We start from the raw sequence: 21,399 nt of genomic DNA, 5'->3' as shown, positions 1-21,399 counted from the left end.
TTTGACCAAAATTTTTACCCACCTTGAAAGGGTTGATCATAGTAGCTCCTAATAACTACTTTTCATACCCTGGATAGATTTCTATAATCTATCTTTATCAACTTGTTTTAAATTCGTTATAGTTTATACTGCATCTCTTGTACAGCTAGCTGTCGAATCGCAAAGTTTCTTTTTGCGGGATATATATATTGGTGTGTGTTTTGTGTCAAACAACGCAATTGGAACTGATAGCAAGCAGTAGCAGAGATAATTAATTGATAATAATTGATATAGATTTTAAAGCGCCGCCGCCATGCCGACTGAACAGTTAACGAAAGAAAGCGATAATCTGGATTTAAGACAGCTATTGAAAACTTTGGCAGCTGTCAAAAAAGGAGACTTTTCTGCCCGTATGCCAATAGACCAAACAGGCATGGCAGGAAAAATCGCTGATACGCTCAACGATATTATTGAACAAAATGAGCGGCTGACAGCAGAACTACATAGAATGAGTAATGTTGTTGGGAAAGACGGCAAAATTAGCGAACGCGCCTCTCTGGGAAATGTTCGTGGTTCATGGGCAGAATGTGTTGATTCTGTCAATACTCTAGTGACAGATTTAGTCCAGCCGACAGCGGAAACAGCGCGTGTGATCCGGGCTGTGGCAAATGGTGACTTATCTCAAACGATCGCCCCAGAAATTGAAGGTAGACCCCTGAAAGGGGAGTTTCTGCAAACTGCGGAAATGGTCAATACGATGGTAGGGCAGTTGAACTCGTTTGCATCTGAGGTGACACGAGTGGCGCGAGAGGTGGGAACCGAGGGCAAACTGGGCGTACAAGCGGAAGTTCGGGGTGTTGCGGGAACTTGGAAGGATTTGACCGACAACGTCAACTTGATGGCGGGGAATTTGACGGCGCAGGTGCGGAATATTGCTGAAGTGACGACAGCAGTGGCAAATGGCGACCTCTCCAAAAAGATTACTGTTAATGTTAACGGTGAAATTCTGGAGTTGAAAAACACCATCAACACAATGGTGGATCAACTGAACTCGTTTGCATCGGAAGTTACGCGGGTTGCCCGTGGGGTGGGAACCGAAGGCAAACTGGGTGTACAAGCGGAAGTTCGGGGTGTTGCAGGTACTTGGAAGGATTTGACGGATAGCGTCAACTTGATGGCGGGGAACTTAACGGCACAACTGCGCAATATTGCCGAAGTCACGACAGCAGTGGCAAATGGTGACCTTTCTAAGAAAATTACTGTTGATGTCAAAGGCGAAATTTTGGAGTTGAAGAACACCGTTAACATCATGGTGGATCAGCTCAATTCTTTTGCATCGGAAGTAACGCGGGTCGCCCGTGAGGTGGGTGCAGATGGTAAACTAGGCGGTCAAGCGGAAGTCCGGGGTGTTGCGGGAACTTGGAAGGATTTGACGGACAGTGTGAACTTCATGGCGGGTTCGTTGACTGCACAGGTGCGGAACATCGCGGAAGTGACGACGGCTGTGGCAAATGGTGACTTATCGAAGAAAATTACTGTTGATGTCAAAGGCGAAATTTTGGAGCTGAAAAACACCATCAATACGATGGTGGATCAGCTCAATTCTTTTGCTTCTGAGGTGACGCGGGTAGCCCGTGAAGTGGGAACCGAAGGAAAGCTGGGCGTACAAGCGGAAGTGCGAGGCGTTGCGGGAACTTGGAAGGATTTGACGGATAACGTCAACTTGATGGCGGGTTCCTTGACAGCGCAGGTGCGGAATATTGCTGAGGTTACCACAGCGATCGCCAACGGTGACCTCTCTAAGAAAATTACTGTTGATGTTAGAGGTGAAATTTGGGAGTTGAAGAACACCGTTAACATCATGGTGGATCAACTCAATTCGTTTGCATCTGAGGTGACGCGGGTAGCCCGTGAGGTGGGTGCAGATGGTAAACTAGGCGGTCAAGCGGAAGTCCGGGGTGTTGCGGGAACTTGGAAGGACTTGACGGACAGCGTGAATTTCATGGCAGGTTCCTTGACAGCACAGGTGCGGAACATCGCGGAAGTGACAACGGCTGTGGCAACAGGTGACTTATCGAAGAAAATTACTGTTGATGTGAAAGGCGAGATTCTGGAGTTGAAAAACACCATAAATACAATGGTGGATCAACTCAATTCCTTTGCGTCAGAGGTGACGCGGGTAGCCCGTGAGGTGGGAACCGAAGGTAAGTTGGGCGTACAAGCAGAAGTGCGAGGTGTGGCGGGAACTTGGAAAGACTTGACGGATAACGTCAACTTGATGGCGGGTTCGTTGACTTCACAAGTGCGGAACATCGCGGAAGTGACGACGGCTGTGGCAAATGGTGACCTCTCGAAGAAAATTACTGTTGATGTCAAAGGCGAAATTTTGGAGTTGAAGAATACCATCAACACGATGGTGGATCAACTGAGTTCCTTCGCGTCGGAGGTGACACGAGTCGCGCGTGAGGTCGGTAGTGAGGGCAAGCTGGGTGTACAAGCCGATGTGAAAGGCGTTGCTGGTACTTGGAAGGACTTGACTGACAGCGTCAACTTCATGGCGGGTTCCTTGACGGCGCAGGTGCGAAATATTGCCGACGTGACAACAGCGATCGCCAACGGTGACCTTTCTAAGAAAATCACTGTGCAAGTCAAAGGCGAAATTTTGGAGTTGAAAAACACCATCAATATCATGGTGGATCAACTCAATTCGTTTGCATCAGAGGTGACGCGGGTTGCCCGTGAAGTGGGTTCTGAAGGTAAGCTGGGTGTACAAGCAGATGTGCGTGGTGTTGCCGGAACTTGGAAAGATTTGACCGACAGCGTCAACTTCATGGCGGGTTCGTTGACGGCACAGGTGCGGAACATTGCCACAGTCACCACGGCGGTGGCAACTGGCGACCTTTCTAAGAAAATCACCGTTGATGTCAAAGGGGAAATTCTGGAACTCAAGAACACCATCAACACGATGGTGGATCAGCTAAACTCCTTCGCATCAGAGGTGACGCGAGTTGCCCGTGAAGTGGGAACTGAAGGTAAGCTGGGCGTCCAAGCGGAAGTCCGGGGAGTTGCGGGAACTTGGAAGGACTTAACCGACAGTGTGAATTCGATGGCGGGTTCGTTGACGGCACAGGTGCGGAACATTGCCGAAGTGACGACGGCGGTGGCAAACGGCGACCTTTCTAAGAAAATTACTGTTGATGTCAAAGGTGAAATTCTGGAGTTGAAGAACACTATCAATACGATGGTGGATCAACTCAACTCGTTTGCATCCGAGGTGACGCGAGTTGCCCGTGAGGTGGGAACCGAAGGTAAGTTAGGTGTGCAAGCTTATGTCAGAGGTGTTGCCGGTACGTGGAAAGATTTGACCGACAACTTCAACTTGATGGCAGGTAACTTGACGGCACAACTGCGGAACATTGCCGAAGTGACGAAGGCGGTGGCAAACGGTGACTTATCGAAGAAAATCACCGTTGATGTCAAAGGCGAAATTTTGGAGTTGAAGAACACCATCAATACAATGGTGGATCAGCTAAGTTCCTTTGCATCAGAGGTGACGCGAGTTGCCCGTGAAGTGGGAACCGAAGGTAAATTGGGCGGACAAGCCGACGTGAAAGGTGTTGCCGGTACTTGGAAAGATTTGACCGACAACGTGAACTCGATGGCGAGTAACTTAACGGCACAAGTGCGAGGCATTGCCAAAGTGGTGACAGCAGTTGCCAATGGTGACTTGAAGCGGAAATTGATGCTGGATGCCAAAGGAGAAATTGAAACTTTGGCAGAAACAATCAACGAAATGATTGACACTCTGGCGACATTTGCCAACCAAGTCACCACCGTGGCGCGTGAGGTGGGTATTGAAGGTAAGTTGGGCGGACAAGCCAAAGTGCCAGGGGCGGCGGGAACTTGGAAAGATTTGACCGACAACGTCAACGAACTGGCTGCTACTCTCACCACTCAGTTGCGGGCGATCGCCGAAGTGGCAACTGCTGTTACCAAAGGCGACTTAACGCGTTCGATTGCTGTGGAAGCAGAAGGTGAAGTTGCCATCCTGAAAGACAACATCAACCAGATGATTGCCAACCTGCGGGAGACAACGCAGAAAAACACTGAACAAGACTGGTTGAAAACCAACCTCGCCAAGTTTACCCGGATGCTTCAAGGTCAGCGTGACCTAGAAACCGTATCTAAACTGATTCTCTCAGAGTTAGCACCGTTGGTGGGAGCTTCTCACGGCGTTTTCTACATCATCGAAACCACAGAAGAAGTCCCGTACTTGAAGTTACTCAGTAGCTACGCTTACCGCGAACGTAAGCATCTTGCTAACCGCTTTTACTTGGGTGAAGGCTTGGTGGGACAATCCGCTTTGGAAAAAGAACGCATTCTGCTGACAGAAGTACCGCACGACTATATCAAGATTAGTTCTGGCTTAGGCGAATTTACACCGCTGAATGTCGTTGTTTTACCAGTACTCTTTGAAGGACAAGTCACAGCAGTTATTGAACTTGCTTCATTCCGACGCTTTAACGAAATTCACCTGACATTCTTCGACCAACTTACCGAAAGTATCGCGATTGTGTTGAACACGATCGCCGCTAGTATGCGTACTGAAGAGTTACTCAAACAGTCGCAGTCTTTGGCACACGAGTTGCAAAGTCAACAAAACGAACTCCGGGAAACCAACCAGCGCTTAGAACAACAGGCTCAATCGCTCAAAGCCTCCGAGGATTTACTGAAGAAACAGCAAGAAGAGTTACAAGAAACCAACGCCGAACTCGAAGAAAGGTCAGAGTTATTAGCTTTACAAAACAAAGAAGTCGAGCGCAAAAATCAAGAAATTGAAAAGGCAAGCCGAGAATTAGAAGAGAAAGCAGAACAACTGGCGCTTTCATCAAAATACAAGTCAGAATTTCTCGCGAATATGTCGCATGAATTGCGGACACCGCTGAACAGCTTGTTAATTTTGGCGAAATTGCTATCAGATAATGTGGAGAATAACCTCTCTGCTAAACAAGTCGAGTATAGCCGTACGATTTACTCAGCAGGCAACGACTTGTTAACGCTGATTAATGACATTTTGGACTTAGCAAAAATTGAATCTGGAACGATGTCGATTGACATAGACCAGATGTTGTTTACAGAATTGCAAGAACACATTGAGCGCACTTTTAGGCAAGTTGCTATTGACAAAGGACTCAATTTCAGCATTGACTGTGCTGCTGATCTGCCGAGAAGTATCCACACTGATGCAAAACGCTTACAACAAGTCTTGAAGAATCTGCTTGCGAATGCTTTTAAATTTACAGAACGTGGAGAAGTGCGTTTGCACGTCTTTGTGGCAACGCAAGGGTGGAGTCCCGATCATGGAACTTTGAGGCACGCTCAAACTGTAATCGCCTTCGCAGTCAGCGATACAGGAATTGGCATTGCCCCTGAAAAGCAAAGAATTATTTTCGAGGCGTTTCAACAAGCTGATGGTACCACAAGCCGCAAGTATGGTGGTACGGGGTTAGGCTTATCAATAAGCCGCGAAATCACCCGTCTTCTTTGTGGAGAAATTAAACTAACGAGCCGTGTTGGGCAAGGGAGTACGTTTACACTTTACTTACCCCAGTCACTTGGGTATCATCAAGAAATGGGAACATGGGAAGATAAGCAGAGGATTTCACCACATCAGCCCACCACAGCACTTCGTCAAACACCCCAACCTTTGCTAAGCCCTATGCCTTCTCCTGACGGAGACGGTACGCGTGCCTCGCGAAGCGAGGAGCTTACGCTAAGGCGCAGCCTGTCCGCAGGACTTACAGCAAACCAGCAGCGAACTAGCACGCCAAGCGAGACACCGATTGCGCAAAACGCACCGCAAGCATACGCGGACTCTAGCCCCGAAGAAGCCGAACTGACAACAAGCCCCAACACCATATCACCAGAGCAAGTCACCACTTCTTTGCTTGATGACAGAGGCAATATCCAAGAGGGCGATCGCGTACTTCTGATTGTCGAAGATGACGTTCATTTTGCTCGTATCCTTTTAGATATGACGCGGGAACAAGGATTTAAGGGCATTGTCGCTCATAGTGGTAGTGCGGGTTTAGCGCTGGCAAAACAATTTCAGCCTTCAGCGATCATCTTAGATATCCGCTTACCAGGAATGGATGGTTGGACAGTACTGGATCGCCTGAAGCATGACCCAAGTACCCGTCACATCCCAGTCCATATTATGACAGTTGAGGAGGGACGACAGCGCGGATTGCAACTAGGCGCAATTGCTTATATCCAAAAGCCGGTTAGTGGTGAGGCGTTGCATCAAGCATTAACCAAAATCAAAGGTTTCGTCGAACGCCGGGTGAAAAATCTGCTCGTCGTGGAAGACGACGAGAATCAACGGCACAGCATTGTGGAATTGATTGGCAACACCGATGTTGCCACCACTGCTGTCCGTACCGGTGCCGAGGCGCTAGAAGCCATACAAAATGGGTATTTTGATTGTGTCGTTCTCGATTTGGGTTTGCCCGACATGAGCGGGTTTGAACTGATCGAAAAAATCAAACAACAACCCAATGGTGAAGCACTACCAATTATCGTCTATACTGCCAGAGAGTTGAATAGAGCAGAAGACACTCAACTCAGGCGCTTAGCAGAGACGATTATTATTAAAGATGTGCGCTCTCCAGAACGTCTGCTTGATGAAACAGCTTTGTTCCTGCATAGAGTTCAGGCAAATATGCCTGCCCCCAAGCGACAAATTCTAGAACAGTTGCATTCCACTGACTCAGTACTTGTGGGTAAAAAAGTTCTGATTGTAGATGACGATGTCCGTAATATCTTTGCCCTCACAAGTATGCTAGAGCGTTATCAAATGCAGGTCTTATATGCCGAAAATGGCAGAGATGGCATCGAAGTTTTGCAAAATACACCTGATATTGATGTGGTTTTGATGGATGTGATGATGCCAGAAATGGATGGTTATGAAACAACCCGCCAAATCCGACAGAACAATCAATTTAAATCCCTGCCGATTATTGCACTGACCGCAAAGGCAATGCAAGGCGACAGAGAAAAGTGTATTGAAGCAGGTGCATCAGACTACATCACCAAACCTGTAGATATCGAACAGTTGCTTTCATTGTTGCGGGTGTGGTTATTTCGGTAGGAATAACTTCAACATCTACAAAGCTAATTTGTGATCAATGCAGTAGCACTTTATGACGAGCTATATAGAGACGTAGCGTGCTACGTCTCTATGGACTCAACCGAGAACCGCTATAGTTATGATTTCCACGTTGAGTGCACCCCACCCCGCGTTTATCTGCGCTTAGGCTCCCCTCCCCGCTGGCGGGGAGGGGATAAAGGGGTGGGGTTCTTCAGGAATGATAAGTAATCAACCGAACCTGATATAAGTCCGGTTAATTACAGAAAACCTTTGTAACTAACCTTTGTAACTAAACGGTATTGATCCTGCTGGAATCAAAGCATTAGCGTTAACATCCTGTACTTGCGCAAACAAAGTTCCCGTATTCCTATCTTGAGTTAGAGTTTGGTTACTTATTTGAGTTTGAGGGGCTGGTAATATCTCAAACATTGTGTCGAAACCTGTAACAACTTTGTCGTTGCTGAGTTGAAGGTTTTTAATCCAGTCAGCGTTTGCACCTTCACCAACTACGAAACCCTCACCTTTAGGAGTGGCTGAGAGCGTGTTGTTGTCTACACCACCGTTAAGCAGCCAATCATTACCTTGATTGGCTATGATGTTCTCACCAGTTCCTTGAGTGTTAGAACCAGATTCAGGTGTAGGTTCAGAAATAGAGGTGGATGTTGGGGCAGGTGCTGATTGGGCTACAATCTCTGAGTTAGATGTAGAGCCTGGTATCTTGCTAATCGGGTTTGTATCACCACTACCAAAGTCCTGAACCCAATAGTTGTTATAAAAACCAACCCCGATATCAGTATATTGGGACTTGAGGATATTAGCTCGGTGTCCGGAGCTATTCATCCAACCTTTTACAACCTGTTCAGGTGTTCTTTGACCTGCAGCTATATTCTCTCCCATGATTCGAGCTTCATAGCCAACTGCCTCAGCTCGATCCCAAGCTTTAGAGCCATCTGGTCCTGTATGACTCAAGACACGACGTTTTGACATCTCTTCAGCATATTTGTCTGCAGCATAGTTCAACTCAGCATTTGCTTTCAGAGGTGAAAGACCATTCTTAGCTCGTTCTTGGTTAGTGAGTTCAAAGACTTGCTGCTCGAATGTCTTGTTGTTTGATGATTCCATGAATCCGTCCTCCTAAAGATTTGTTCAGATGAATTCAGCAGGGATAACAATTCTGCTGCAACTTTTGGTAGAAGCAAACCTGAGGAGCGCGACTCCCTTTCCACGCAAAGATTACCCATGATGGTAGCTTTCGGGAGCACTTGGGTTGCAGGGCGAGAGAAAATAGGAAATTTTACACTTTTATCGGCAAGGAACATCCTAGGATTTGTGGTCTAATCATTGAATCCTGGATCCATCAGATTTACAGATACGTTCTACAAAACACCCCGCATCCTCAAACAAAATGGAAACCTTTGTTGACGTAAAAGGTTAACTTGCAAGGGTATTTTGTAGTTATCGGAACCGCATACACTCAGAGCGGTTTGCTACTTTGCTTGATTGACAATTAAGCAAGTAGAAGCAAGCATCTCAATAAAAAAATGAGATACTTGCAAAATCTAGGGATTTGGATGCAAACCTGTATACGTACGTTGTATGGCGTATTTGCTTTAGAAGAAGTATATCAACTTGAGCGATTTTTGTATATATAAAAAATCGAAAATAGTTCTTCTGATTGAAAGATAAGTTAAAGTATTACCTTTATGACGTCTAGTCCTGCATATATGAAGTAAAGCTATCAAAACAAGCTGTTTCAGCAAAAATCATGCCGTTTAGTATGTTAAAATTTTCATCAACGTGAGGAAATTAACAATAATGTTTTTATACTAAAAAAATCATCAAATTAAGTAATAATATTGAAATTAATTTTCTACAATTGTAAAAAATTAATCAAAAATCGCAAGTGCAATTTTTAAGTGGCTTACAGCGCCCTTCACATGATTAGACCACAAATCGTAGGGTGGAGAGAAGTCCTGCAGGCGGGTTTCCCGCCGTAGGGAACTTCGGGGCATTGCCCGTAAAAGCTCATTTGGTGGACATTTGACATATTCGTGAGCAATGCCCACCTTATAGAAAACCGCTGTAAACACAGTTAAAGTAGGGGCACAAGGCATTGTCTTGTGCCCCTACCATGTAGTCCATGCAATTGAGAACCGCTATACGTGGGCAAGTAAAATTTTTCAAATGATAATACCTCACAACCAAACAAAAGTTAACACCAAAGTCCTACCAGGTGTGGTAAAAGATTGGTCTGCTCGCAAAAGTTGGCTACAAACATTATTAAGTGCTTTCACCTTCGGAATCCTCTCCAGTATTACCACGACAACTCCGGTACTAGGAGCAGAGGGAATTGAATTCTTCTATCCTCCGTTTGGTGAGTTTTCTATCTCCACAGCTTCCTTAGAAGTGTTTGCCAAAGAAGGTAAGATTACTAAAGAATTTTCCTTCTATGCTAATCGTGTCCCACCACAGCAGTTGGCACAACTGCGAAACTTCCTCCAGACAAGGTTTAATGTTACCCCCACCCTAGTCTCTCAATTCACCTACTCAGCCATTGGTGAAAACTTGCTGAAACGTCTGGGCGAATTGCTACTTACAGAAGCTAGACAAAGTGGTTTCTACGCTCTACGTTCTGCGCTCATCTTGGCTGCTGCTGACTCAGAAGGCTTAACTGTTGTGAATGTACTCCGTCGGTATCCGAGCCCAACTGTCAGGCTGAATTTGAGCGAAACCCAAGGAATTATCGCTAACTTGTCAGAACTCCTTCAGAAAAGAGATGCAGTTGTTGTTGTACTCAAACAAATAGCAGAAACAGAAGCAGCAAATCAGGCAAGCACTGTTTTTTCAAAACAGCCAGACTTACGACGTGCAGGTTCTTTTCGCTTCTCAAAACAAACCCTGACTCTCAATGATAACTCTCGAAGTCGGCGTTTTGAGGCTGATTTATATCTACCTCAAACAGTAACGAAAACTCAAAATACCCAAAAGCCTCCTTTCCCCGTGATCGTGATTTCTCACGGCGTAGCGGAAGACCGGGAGACATTTGCTTACGTGGCTCAGCATTTAGCTTCTTATGGCTTTGCAGTTGCTCTCCTCGAACATCCTGGGAGTGATGCTAAGAAATTTGAGCAATACTTTGCTGGTTTGGCTGGTCCACCACAACCTACAGAGTTAATTAATCGTCCATTGGATGTCACGTTTCTCTTGGATGAACTCCAGCGTCTTTCTGAGACTAACCCCACCTTTAAAGGACAACTGAATTTGCAACAGGTAGGCGCAATTGGTCATTCTTTAGGAGGATATACTGTTCTCACCTCGGCGGGAGCAACAATTAATTTTGAGCAAATCCGTAAAGATTGTTATCCCAATCGTTCTTTGAATTTATCAGTTTTCTTACAATGCCGAGCTGGTGAGCTGCAAGCTGATAACTATCCCCTACAAGACCAAAGGATTAAAGCAGTGATGGCACTCAATCCCTTGGGTAGTACGATTTTAGGACAAGAGGGATTTCACCAAATCCAAGTTCCTGCGATGCTGGTTGGAGCTAGTCAAGATATTTTTACGCCAGCTGTACCCGAACAGATTCGTCCGTTTACCTGGCTGCAAACTCAAAATAAGTACCTTGTCTTAATCGAGAACGGAACGCATTTCTCTACTGTGGACAAAATAAATCCTAATACGGGACTTTTACCTGTTCCCCCGAGTTTAATTGGTCCAGATCCGGCGATCGCTCACTCCTATGTCAACGCTCTTAGCTTGGTATTCTTCCAAACTCATTTGATCAATCAACAGCAATATCGCCCTTATCTGAGCGCATCCTACGCCAAATTTATTAGCCAAGCACCGTTAAACTTGAGTCTGGTACAGTCTTTTACAGCCGAACAGTTTGCCCAGATATTTAATGGGACGTATCCACAGTCAGGCACCTCTTCCAAAAGTCAACCAACCTTAAACACGCCCTAGCACCGCTGCGCGGAAGTCAAAAGTCAAAAGTCAAAAGTCAAAAAGCTTATGATGTAAACTTTTCGTTGATTTGGAATGGTAGCTTTATTTCCGCCGTAACGTACTAGTCACAATAACTCAACTTTTAGCTCACTCTACCTCAAGTTGAGCTGCCGTCACTGCATCAAAAGCAAAAGCCAAAACTAGAGGCATTGGACATTTGAGCAAATAGGTAGACATCACAGCTACAAGTGTGCCAATAACTGCTGATATCGACCAGAATTTTTCCTCATATGTGAGTCCCTTTTGAGCTTTAATCAATTTGAGAGTGTGAGTCGGAATTGGCTCAGGCATGACTGCTCCTGGAGGAAATGCCCAGTAGTTGTTACACCGCTCCTCAAAGAGATCTGTCCAGCCATTTTCTAGGCACCATTCCTCAATCCATTCATTACGATAATGCTTCATATTGGGGCTAGGAAGTTGAATTGGCATAATGTTTAGAACCTGAATAGAAATTACTTGCGCTCTTTTTGACTAGTCAACCAATTGGTATAGAACTAAAGATTATTCACTAATTGTGAAGCTTTGTTAAGAGTCTGAAACACCTGTAATAGAGTTCAATTGCTGCTTTGCTCAATTCACAGGCTAACAGTATTTACCCTATTCTTGCATTAAAAGAAAATAAATTTGGCTTGGAAATTTGAAATGCAATAATTCTAAACAAATCAGTGATTGCTCTAAAAACAGATATGGTGGGTTTCAATTGCATAGAATACCTTTTGAAAAAACCCAGAATGCTTCCTGATTGGTGAGTTCTGAGTTCTCGCTCTTGTTAGATATACTTCACAAATTGGAAAATGGCTGCTTTAAAGCTTTAGCTAAGTAGGTAGAAGAAACAGAACTACTTTAAGAAATATAAACTCTAAATCAATAGATATAAAAAAATGTGACAAAAACAAAGCCACCAGAAATAGAGCGTCTATATAGCGCTTCGAGTAATGGTTTTTGCTTAACAATGCAAAGAAATAGAACAGAGGAGTCAGGGCATTCCCAAGTCAGTATTTCTACCCTGGGCTAGTAGCTTAACAAAGAGTATTAACAGGTAGAAGCTGCTTTGCAATGACAATATCCAAGGAGACAGCATGCCTAATGCCGACTTTCAGAATAATCGACCATTGATTCTTGTTGTAGATAATGAAAAAGCTTTTCGCTTGGTGCTACAGCGAGCTGTGTGATTCCTTGTGCCAAACTATCTGCATCCGATCTCCTGACAATAGCCGACTCATCTGTTGATCAGGCAAAGCAAGAAGAATGCGATCGCATGATTGCGGGGCGTAGCCCCGAAGCGCTTTTGTGCCGATCTTGGGGGGCGATGCTTCCTCTAGAACCCACCCAAAGGGCGATGGCGGTTTGCGCCCACCCCTGCAAGGCGATTGCGCGGAGCGCAGTGCCCGCGCATGGCGATCGCGTTGTGATTCTATCACTCTAAAGTCTTGTAACATAGTGGTGCTAAGCTTAAAGGCAACATCTAAACACCAAACTGGCTATCCAATATGTTTTGGCAGCGATTGGCGGCTGTACTTTCGCTCATAAGTGTCTTCTTTTGTGCCTCCCCTGCACTGGCAGACTGGACTCATCCTATGTCATTTAGTAATGCAGACTTGACAAATCGCGATTTTTCTGGTCAAAGTTTGCAAGCAGCAGAGTTTTCTAACGCTAATATGGAACTGACTAACTTCACGGGCGCTGACTTGCGAGGAGCAGTTTTGAGCGCTTCTGTGATGACGAAATCGAATTTGCACGGAGCAGATTTAACAAATGCAATGGTAGATCAGGTAAACTTAACAGGGGCAGATTTGAGCGATGCTGTTTTAAAAGAAGCCCTCTTGTTCCGCGCTATATTCAATAATGTAAATATTACTGGTGCAGATTTTACTGACGCAATTCTAGATAAAGCGCAAATTAAGGAACTGTGCCAAAAAGCAAGTGGCGTAAACTCTAAAACTAACGTGGAAACTCGTAATTCCTTGGGGTGTCGATGAAGCGTGTTGGTGTCATTGGTGGCGGACAATTGGCATGGATGATGGGAGATGCCGCAAAGAAGTTGGGAGTAGAATTGGTGGTACAAACTCCTAGCATGAACGATCCAGCTGTATCTATATCAGTAGACAACATTTTAGCCTCAGTCGATGATGCTAACGCTACGGCTGAACTCGCTCAGAAATGCGATGTCATCACCTTTGAAAACGAGTTTGTTGACATAAAAGCTTTATCAAAGTTGGCACAACAAGGCGTTTGCTTCCGCCCTCAACTCGAAGCTTTGACTCCGCTTTTAGATAAATATCACCAACGCTGCTATTTACGGGATGTGGGTTTACCCGTTCCTCGATTTGTCGCCCTAGACTTGGCTTTTGCTGATGATGCGACTTTCAACCAACTGGGCTTTCCTGTGGTTCTCAAAACCCGACGCCACGGTTATGACGGTCAGGGGACTTTTATAATCAAGGAAATAGAAAGTTTAAAGCAAAAATTAGAATTTCATAACATAAATGAAAGTCAAAATATTTTTCTTCTAGAAGAATTTATTCCTTTTGAACGGGAATTAGCAGTGATTGCGGCGCGTTCTTTTCGTGGCGAGGTAGTCATTTACCCAGTTGTAGAAACCCAGCAGGAAGAACAGGTGTGCCGTCGAGTTATTGCACCTGCTGATATTTCACCAAACGTGGCTGTTGAAATAGAAAAGATTGCCCGCACTTTACTAAATAGTCTCCAAGCTGTGGGAGTTTTTGGCATAGAGTTATTCCTTACGGCAGATGACAAAGTGCTGGTCAATGAAATTGCACCGCGCACTCACAACTCAGGGCATTTCTCTATAGATGCCTGCGTGACTTCTCAATTTGAGCAGCATCTGCGAGCAGTTTGTGGTATGGAGTTAGGTAACACTGCTATGATTTGCCCTAGTGCTGTTATGGTTAACCTCTTGGGGTATGAAGTTTCCGAGAGTGATTATATGAGCAAGCGCCAGCAAATAGAGCAAATTCCTCAAGCACGCGTCCACTGGTACGGTAAAACTCAATCGCGTCCTGGGCGCAAGCTAGGACACGTTACCGTTTTACTCGATAGTCACAATCAGGAGCAGGCGATGCTTGCCATTGCCCGAAATATAGAATCTATCTGGTATCCGAATTAAATCTGCCAAAAATTTTCATCTGGGGACACACAACCGATTTTTGAAAGCTATAATAGTTTTGTTGCACTGCAACGTTGGTGACTGCCATAAAGTTTTTTGATCTATGTCCGAAAAGAAAAGGGAACCAAACAATTCTCGTGGCAGTAGACCGGGCTAAGTACCCGGAAACTTTAAACGAGAGACATCGGTACCCACCTGGTTTATCCAGGTCATAAACTTAGGTAAAACGGCGTTGCGGTGGACTAAAATATAGAGCTCCCTTGGTCAATTAGAACATGGGAGCTTTAATTTTAAAAATGAGTCAAAAATGTAATACATAAACAAACTTCATGTGCATTTGTGCAACTCTACACATTCATAAGCTTGTTTTAGACTTCATAATTTATAAATAATGTTCCCATCTTATCAAAAAAAATCTGTGTAAAGTCATCCTAATTAAGATACCAATAAGAGTTAAAATCGCAACAATTAAGCGAAATTTTGGTTAAAGCTGTACAAAATTGTTAAAAAACCTGATGAATGCCGCGTTTCCAGCCTCGGTTTTCCAACTAAACAACGGTTTAACTTTGATTCATCAAGAAATTCCTACTACCCCTGTAGTTGTGGCAGATGTTTGGGTACGTGCAGGTGCGCACTTAGAAAAAGAACCGTGCTTCGGTATGGCTCACTTTTTAGAACACATGATTTTTAAAGGGACTGCGACACTAGCGCCAGGGGTATTTGATCAAAAGATTGAAAATCGAGGTGGAGTAACCAATGCGGCGACGAGCCACGATTACGCCCATTACTCTCTCACCACAGCAGCGGTGCATCTAGAAGATACTTTGCCCCATTTGGGAGAGTTGCTACTTAATGCGGCAATACCAGAAGATGAATTTAGCCGCGAACGGGATGTTGTGCTAGAGGAAATTCGTCAAGCACATGATGATCCAGATTGGATAGGATTTCACGCTCTGATATCTAGCGTCTACCAACATCATCCTTATGGACGTTCCGTGTTGGGTAGTGAGCAAGAATTAATGCAGCAATCTCCAGAACTCATGCGCTGTTTTCACCGCAATCACTACCAACCAGAAAATATGACGGTGGTGATTGTGGGCGGAATAGCTGAAGAATCTGCTGTGAAATTAGTCAGCCGAACATTTGTTGATTTTGGCGATTGCCTTGGGCACTGCGCTTTGCGCAATCGCTGCTGTGATTGTCCGGAAAAAAAAGAAGTGACACCAGTGATAGCTGGAATTCGCCGTCAAGAACTTCATTTACCTCGTTTAGAACAGGCGCGGTTGTTAATGGCGTGGACAGGACCTGGAGTGGAACAACTTTGCACTTCCTATGGTTTAGATTTGTTGTCTGTATTACTTGCAGAAGGGCGAACTTCCCGTTTAGTGCGCGATTTGCGGGAAGAGCAGCAATTGGTACAGGGTATTTGCAGTAATTTTTCACTGCAACGAGACGCAAGTTTATTTACAATTACAGCCTGGTTAGAACCAGAAAATGTAGAACGTGTGGAATCGTTAATTCGCCTTCACTTGAATGATTTAATATCCAATCCAATAAGTGAGCAGGAACTAACACGCTGTCAACGGTTGCTGTGTAACGATTATGCGTTCTCAACCGAGACACCAAATCAACTTGCAGGGCTTTATGGATACTATAACACCATCGCCCAAGCTGAATTATCAGTGACTTATCCCTGGCAAATTCAATCTTATAGTGCAAAAAAACTGCAAGAATTAGCACAAGAGTATCTTTCACCCAATCATTACGCGGTTACAGTACTCAAACCCTGTTAGTCATGAGTCATTCGTCATGAGTTATTAGTATCAAAAATAAACAAATGACAAAAGACCGCCCGTAGGGGAACCGTAAACCCTGCGGACAGGCTATGAATTACGCGTAGCGTCTCCGACGGGACAAGGAAAGGTAGGACAAATAACAAATGACAAAGGACAAATGACAAATGACAACATCTGTGCAAAAATCGCATATCCATCGCACTGTATTGAACAATGGCATTGTGGTGCTGGTGGCAGAAAATCCGGCGGCGGATATTATTGCAGCGCGGATTTTTATCCGGGCTGGGAGTTGTTATGAAAACCAGGAGCAAGCTGGGTTAGCACATTTGCTATCAGCGGTACTTACGAAAGGCTGCGAGGGGCTTTCGAGTTTGAAGATTGCAGAACAAGTCGAGTCTGTTGGGGCGAGTTTGAGCGCAGATACTGCTACTGATTATTTTTTGCTGTCGTTGAAGACAGTTACATCTGATTTTGCCGAAATTTTGAGTTTGGCATCACGGATTTTGCGATCGCCAACATTTCCAGAAACAGAGGTAGAACTAGAACGGCGTATTGCTCTACAAGATATTCGCTCGCAACAAGAGCAGCCGTTTACCATTGCCTTTGACCAATTGCGGGATGCAATGTATCAAAATCATCCTTATGCAAGGTCGGTATTGGGAAATGAAGCCACAATGAGCCGCTTAACTCGGAAAGACTTAGTCGAGTATCATCAAACTTATTTCCGTCCAGATCATGTCGTGATTAGTATTGCTGGACGAATCACACCAGAAAATGCGATCGCTCTTGTGGAAAGAGTTTTTGGAGATTGGCAACACGCAACTCAGCCGCTGCAAAAACTAGATTTACCAGAACTCAACGTTGAACCCCAAATCAAAATTAAGCCCCAACAGACACAGCAGTCCATCGTCATGTTAGGTTACTTGGGACCATCTGTCCTATCTGCTGATTACGCTGCATTGAAGTTGCTCTCTACTTACTTGGGAAATGGTCTTTCCAGTCGGTTGTTTGTGGAATTGCGCGAAAAACGCGGCTTGGCTTACGAAGTCTCAGCATTTTACCCCACACGGCTCTTTCCAGCATCATTTGTTGTTTACATGGGTACAGCACCAGAAAATACCCAGCTAGCCCTTTTTGGTTTGCAGACAGAAGTTGACTTACTCTCCACAGCGCAGCTAGAGGAAGATGCACTGCAAGCGGCTAAAAACAAAATACTAGGGCAGTACGCCTTGGGGAAACAAACCAACGCGCAAATAGCCCAGATATATGGTTGGTATGAAATTTTGGGACTAGGAATTGATTTTGATCGGAACTTTCAGGAAACAATTACCTCAGTTACTGCTCTTGATGCAATGACAGCTGCTTCCCGATATTTACGGGAACCTTATGTGTCATTAGTAGGTCAAGAGGAAGCGGTGAATAGTGCAATTGTATATTTCAATTCTTAATACAGATTTAGAATACCGCAACTATAGCAACTATAATAGTTGCATTATACACCAATTACCGATAAGTATATTAGCATGAGATTACCCAGGGGCAATTTTCCATGAAAGGCAGCATGAAAATAAGTATCTTGAGTGGCTTAGGGTTTCTCAACCCGTCCGTAAATTGCTGTGCAATAAAAAGGGAGCAGAGGTATAAATCTTTGTTAGGGGTTGAAATACTGCTGTACTGTGCTGTGTCTGGGTTCCTTGGCTTCTTTGCTACAGCATCGCTTGCAGCTCAACCACAACAAATCGCACAGACAACTTCGCCCGAAGCCATCAACCGCCCGACTCTCCAAGTTGGTAGCAAAGGAGAGCGTGTCACGGAACTTCAAGCAGCTTTAAAACTTTTGGGCTACTACACAGGGACAGTAGATGGAGTTTATAACGAAAGTACTGTCCTCGCTGTTTCCCGCTTTCAGGAAGCTGCAGGTTTGAAAGCAGATGGTGTTGTTGACGCAACGACTTGGCAAAAGCTTTTTCCAAACGAGCCAACGGTAGCGTCTTCTCAATCATCACCGAACACAAGCAGGTTTCCTGTTCCGTCTGGAACTTCCAACACGAATAAAGTTGTTGTTCCTACTTCTGAAAGATCTACAACTTCAACTGCAACTACCGACACCACAGTTGTTACTTCCAAACCTGAGCCAAGATCTACAACTTCAACGACAACCACTAGCATCAGAGGAAATAATTCTAACCCTGAATCAAGATCTACAACTTCAACGACAACGACTAGCACTACAGTAGAGAATTCCAAACCGGAACCAAAACCTGTAACACGGAATACAGCGACTAGCACTAGAACAGAGAATTCCAAACCGGAACCAAAACCTGTAACACGGAATACAGCGAGCAGCACTAGAGCAGAGAATTCCAAACCGGAACCAAAACCTGTAACACGGAATACAGCGAGCAGAACTAGAGCAGAGAATTCCAACCCGGAACCAAAACCTGTAACACGGAATAGAACTGCTAGTTCACAAAGGACGTACACACCACAATCAACATCTACTCGTTCTAGGCAAACTTCTCGTACTCAACAAAGCGATCGTCCTAGTTCAACGACTCGTACTCAGCAAATTTCTTCAATTCAATACACCTCAGAAGGATTAGCGATTTTACGTATAGGGGCGCGTGGTTCTGAGGTTACTAAGTTGCAAAGACGACTGCAAAGGCTCGGTTTCTTGAATGAGGGCGATGTTGATGGCAATTTTGGCGCAGCAACCGAGGCTGCAGTGATAGCTTTACAAAAGCGTTATGGTTTGGATGCTGACGGTGTCGTTGGTGGAGGAACTTGGGAGATTCTCATGCGACGGCGCGGACGATAAACAATTCAAAATTCAAAATATAGCAATTTTAAATCATTGGTGAACAACAAGATTCCCGACTTCTTCAAGAAGTCGGGAATCTAAGCCAATGGATTTTTAGAAATTAAACAGGATTGCTATACTAAAGAGTCGATTTTCAGTAGCTAAATTTTAGCTTTTAGAAAATTGGCTTTATATTTTTATAGAAACCGTTGCAAAGTTGAATTGAAACCAACCCTTGTAATACGATAAAGATACCCCCAACAACAAGGTATCATTAAATGTCAGTGCCTAAAAAGTCTATTTTTTTCAGAAAAAATAAAAACTAAGAAGATTCTAAAAAAACTTATGAGACACTTTTTATTAACTTGGTTAGGCACTGCAGTAGCGTTGCTCATTACGGCTAATATTGTTCCTGGATTCTCTATAAAGAATTTTGTAGCTGCTCTTGTTGCTGCGATAATTATCGGGTTGGTAAATGCAATAATTAGACCTTTTTTAAGCATTTTGACATTTCCTATTACCTTGCTCACTTTTGGGTTATTTACATTTGTCATCAATGCTCTGACTTTATTGATAGCAAGCGCCCTTACCCCTCGTGAGCTTTTTGAAATTAGTGGTTTTGGGGCTGCTTTGTTAGGTTCAATTGTGTTAGCAATAGTTTCTAGTATTATTAATTATTTTTTAAGAAGAATTGATTGAAAGATATGATTTTAGGAAGTGTTTATTAAATTTGTTGTAAAAATCTGATTTAGGGTTCTTTGGAACCGCAGATCCACGCAAATACAAGCAGATAGACACAGATGAATTATCTGTGTCTATCTGTGTTTCTCTGTTAATTTGTGTCACGATGCGACAACCATAGCTTTTATTACATCGAACTAGGTAAACTCTGATTTGAGTAGAATCAAATAGCACTGACAAACCCGGAATGGGAAAGCGGGGTATACCGATGCAGCAGTCTGTTGACGAACGCATTGAGCGTGTCATCAATCATCTTCTACCAGCAACAGCGCTAGAAGGAAAATTTGGTTCACCGAAAACTCTGTACGAGCAATTGGCGTATTACCGCACACCAGGTATCAGTATTGCTGTCATTAATGATTTTGAAATCGAATGGGCGCGTGGATTTGGTGTGTGCGAGGCTGGAACAAAGAGTGAAGTTACACCAGACACATTGTTTCAAGCAGCCTCAATCAGCAAACCTGTTTTCGCTTTAGCGGTAATGCGCCTTGTGCAGGAGGGGCGGCTTAATCTTGATGAGGACGTTAACAATTATCTCACCTCATGGCGTGTGCCTGCCATCGGAGATTGGCAACCTCGCGTCACGCTACGCCAGTTGTTGAGTCATACTGCAGGCTTGACGATACATGGCTTTCCTGGCTATCGAAACTCAGAGCCATTGCCTACCACAGTTCAAGTTCTCAATGGCGAGCCTCCAGCTAATACCGACAAGGTGCAAGTCAATATCATTCCTGGTTTGCATTATCGCTATTCGGGTGGCGGCACGACAGTTGCCCAACAGGTATTGGTTGATTTGCTCTTGCAACCTTTTCCAGAAATCATGCGCGAATTGGTGCTCGATCCGTTGGGCATGACAAATAGCACCTACCAACAGCCGCTCCCAAACGATTGGTTAGCAAGGGCAGCAACGGCTCATCCGTTCTCTGGTATCCCACTTGAAGGCAAGCACCACGTTTATCCTGAGATGGCAGCAGCAGGTTTGTGGACGACAGCATCAGATTTAGCCAAAGTCGGAGTCGAACTCTTGCGAGTATTGCGTGGGTTACCTCCCACCGTGTGGAGTAAACAGACGATAGAAGAAATGTTGCGTCCCCAACAGCCAGAGCAAACACAAGGAGCGAATCAATCATTTGTGGGATTAGGGAATGGATTATTTGTGGGATTAGGATTCTTCGCGGGTGGTGGAATTGGCGATGGTTTCTACTTTTTTCATAGTGGTAGGAATGAAGGATTTGTATCACTGATGCGTGTTTACGCGCATATTGGAAAAGGTGCTGTTGTTATGCTCAACTCCGATGAAATCGAGCTTATGCAGGAAGTCATGCGAGCGATCGCGCTTGAGTATGACTGGCCTGATGTGTTCCCGCAAGAAAAAACAATCATCACCTTGTCGCAAGCACAGAGCTACTCAGGGTTATACTTAACAAAATCTGGATTGCAGTTCAAAGTAGTGAGCCGGGATGGGAATTTGTTCCTACAATCTGGGCTGCAACCGCCGTTACAGTTCTTCCCGACATCAGAGCTAGAGTTCTTTGCTAAAGCCGTGAATACGAGTATTTCCTTTGAAAAGGATGACGCAGGCAATATTACTGCAATGACGTTAAGCCAAACAGGTGTGACGAGTTTAAGACAACAAGCCGATGAACAGATTAGAGCAGAAAGACAGGAGTGAAAAAGACACGTTACGTGCAACAAGCGCAGCCTAACCAATGGCTGCACCGGAAGGTACATAGGTTATACCATTTTGGATTGTGTTCACGCGTAGCGTCTGGAAGAGAAAGAATTATTGGTAATCGCTTTT

Annotated in this window: 12 protein-coding genes and 1 other RNA gene; 11 read left to right on the top strand and 2 right to left on the bottom strand. The window is 44.5% G+C overall.

The window, feature by feature from the left end; translation table 11 throughout:
- Window positions 1-292: 292 nt before the first annotated feature.
- Window positions 293-7,129: a HAMP domain-containing protein gene (locus ACM0OZ_RS06645; protein WP_414582008.1), complete on the top strand. Its 6,837-nt coding sequence runs from the start codon at window positions 293-295 to the stop codon at window positions 7,127-7,129.
- Window positions 7,130-7,405: 276 nt separating this feature from the next.
- Here the strand turns inward: ACM0OZ_RS06645 and ACM0OZ_RS06640 are convergent, their stop codons facing one another.
- A complete protein-coding gene (locus ACM0OZ_RS06640; RefSeq protein ID WP_414582007.1) occupies window positions 7,406-8,251 on the bottom strand; it encodes a CAP domain-containing protein in 846 nt (281 codons plus the stop codon).
- Window positions 8,252-9,313: 1,062 nt separating this feature from the next.
- Here ACM0OZ_RS06640 and ACM0OZ_RS06635 point away from each other — a divergent pair.
- On the top strand, window positions 9,314-11,092 hold the full coding sequence (locus tag ACM0OZ_RS06635) for an alpha/beta hydrolase (protein ID WP_414582006.1): 1,779 nt from the start codon (window positions 9,314-9,316) through the stop codon (window positions 11,090-11,092).
- A gap of 129 nt (window positions 11,093-11,221) precedes the next feature.
- Here ACM0OZ_RS06635 and ACM0OZ_RS06630 read toward each other — a convergent pair whose 3' ends face one another.
- Window positions 11,222-11,536: a hypothetical protein gene (locus tag ACM0OZ_RS06630; RefSeq protein WP_041034643.1), complete on the bottom strand. Its 315-nt coding sequence runs from the start codon at window positions 11,534-11,536 to the stop codon at window positions 11,222-11,224.
- Between the two features lie 766 nt (window positions 11,537-12,302).
- On the opposite strand from ACM0OZ_RS06630, the gene ACM0OZ_RS06625 reads away from it, so the two are divergent.
- The 9 genes from ACM0OZ_RS06625 to ACM0OZ_RS06585 all read left to right on the top strand — a co-directional run bounded on the left by ACM0OZ_RS06625 (window position 12,303) and on the right by ACM0OZ_RS06585 (window position 21,270).
- Window positions 12,303-12,560: a hypothetical protein gene (locus tag ACM0OZ_RS06625; protein ID WP_414582005.1), complete on the top strand. Its 258-nt coding sequence runs from the start codon at window positions 12,303-12,305 to the stop codon at window positions 12,558-12,560.
- A 64-nt stretch (window positions 12,561-12,624) separates the two neighbouring features.
- Window positions 12,625-13,113 carry a pentapeptide repeat-containing protein gene (locus tag ACM0OZ_RS06620; protein WP_414582004.1) on the top strand — a complete coding sequence of 163 codons (489 nt, stop codon included), beginning with the start codon at window positions 12,625-12,627 and terminating at the stop codon, window positions 13,111-13,113.
- Window positions 13,110-14,261, top strand: coding sequence for a 5-(carboxyamino)imidazole ribonucleotide synthase (locus ACM0OZ_RS06615; protein WP_414582003.1), 1,152 nt, complete (start codon window positions 13,110-13,112; stop codon window positions 14,259-14,261). The genes ACM0OZ_RS06620 and ACM0OZ_RS06615 overlap by 4 nt, the downstream gene beginning before the upstream one ends.
- 60 nt (window positions 14,262-14,321) lie before the next feature.
- Window positions 14,322-14,506, top strand: a non-coding RNA gene (ssrS, locus tag ACM0OZ_RS06610) — 6S RNA.
- A 270-nt stretch (window positions 14,507-14,776) separates the two neighbouring features.
- Window positions 14,777-16,054, top strand: coding sequence for a M16 family metallopeptidase (locus tag ACM0OZ_RS06605; RefSeq protein ID WP_414582002.1), 1,278 nt, complete (start codon window positions 14,777-14,779; stop codon window positions 16,052-16,054).
- A gap of 167 nt (window positions 16,055-16,221) precedes the next feature.
- Window positions 16,222-17,505, top strand: coding sequence for a M16 family metallopeptidase (locus tag ACM0OZ_RS06600; protein WP_414582001.1), 1,284 nt, complete (start codon window positions 16,222-16,224; stop codon window positions 17,503-17,505).
- Between the two features lie 113 nt (window positions 17,506-17,618).
- Window positions 17,619-18,875, top strand: a complete 1,257-nt coding sequence (locus ACM0OZ_RS06595) for a peptidoglycan-binding protein (RefSeq protein ID WP_414582000.1) — start codon at window positions 17,619-17,621, stop codon at window positions 18,873-18,875.
- A 327-nt stretch (window positions 18,876-19,202) separates the two neighbouring features.
- A complete protein-coding gene (locus ACM0OZ_RS06590; protein ID WP_414581999.1) occupies window positions 19,203-19,556 on the top strand; it encodes a phage holin family protein in 354 nt (117 codons plus the stop codon).
- A gap of 229 nt (window positions 19,557-19,785) precedes the next feature.
- Window positions 19,786-21,270: a serine hydrolase domain-containing protein gene (locus ACM0OZ_RS06585; RefSeq protein ID WP_414581998.1), complete on the top strand. Its 1,485-nt coding sequence runs from the start codon at window positions 19,786-19,788 to the stop codon at window positions 21,268-21,270.
- Window positions 21,271-21,399 lie beyond the last annotated feature (129 nt).

The organism is Scytonema sp. PCC 10023, assembly GCF_963920835.1.
Taxonomy (GTDB): Bacteria; Cyanobacteriota; Cyanobacteriia; order Cyanobacteriales; family Nostocaceae; genus Kalymmatonema.
The sequence above is the reverse complement of the archived record's forward strand: the minus strand, read 5'-3'. Positions and strand labels throughout refer to the sequence as shown.

Coding starts and splice junctions, on each gene's coding strand:
- ACM0OZ_RS06615 (WP_414582003.1), top strand. CDS start 13,110: ATGAAGCGTGTTGGTGTCATTGGTGGCGGACAATTGGCATGGATGATG.
- ACM0OZ_RS06630 (WP_041034643.1), bottom strand. CDS start 11,536: ATGAAGCATTATCGTAATGAATGGATTGAGGAATGGTGCCTAGAAAAT.
- ACM0OZ_RS06600 (WP_414582001.1), top strand. CDS start 16,222: ATGACAACATCTGTGCAAAAATCGCATATCCATCGCACTGTATTGAAC.
- ACM0OZ_RS06620 (WP_414582004.1), top strand. CDS start 12,625: ATGTTTTGGCAGCGATTGGCGGCTGTACTTTCGCTCATAAGTGTCTTC.
- ACM0OZ_RS06640 (WP_414582007.1), bottom strand. CDS start 8,251: ATGGAATCATCAAACAACAAGACATTCGAGCAGCAAGTCTTTGAACTC.
- ACM0OZ_RS06605 (WP_414582002.1), top strand. CDS start 14,777: ATGAATGCCGCGTTTCCAGCCTCGGTTTTCCAACTAAACAACGGTTTA.
- ACM0OZ_RS06585 (WP_414581998.1), top strand. CDS start 19,786: ATGGGAAAGCGGGGTATACCGATGCAGCAGTCTGTTGACGAACGCATT.
- ACM0OZ_RS06635 (WP_414582006.1), top strand. CDS start 9,314: ATGATAATACCTCACAACCAAACAAAAGTTAACACCAAAGTCCTACCA.
- ACM0OZ_RS06595 (WP_414582000.1), top strand. CDS start 17,619: ATGAAAATAAGTATCTTGAGTGGCTTAGGGTTTCTCAACCCGTCCGTA.
- ACM0OZ_RS06590 (WP_414581999.1), top strand. CDS start 19,203: ATGAGACACTTTTTATTAACTTGGTTAGGCACTGCAGTAGCGTTGCTC.
- ACM0OZ_RS06645 (WP_414582008.1), top strand. CDS start 293: ATGCCGACTGAACAGTTAACGAAAGAAAGCGATAATCTGGATTTAAGA.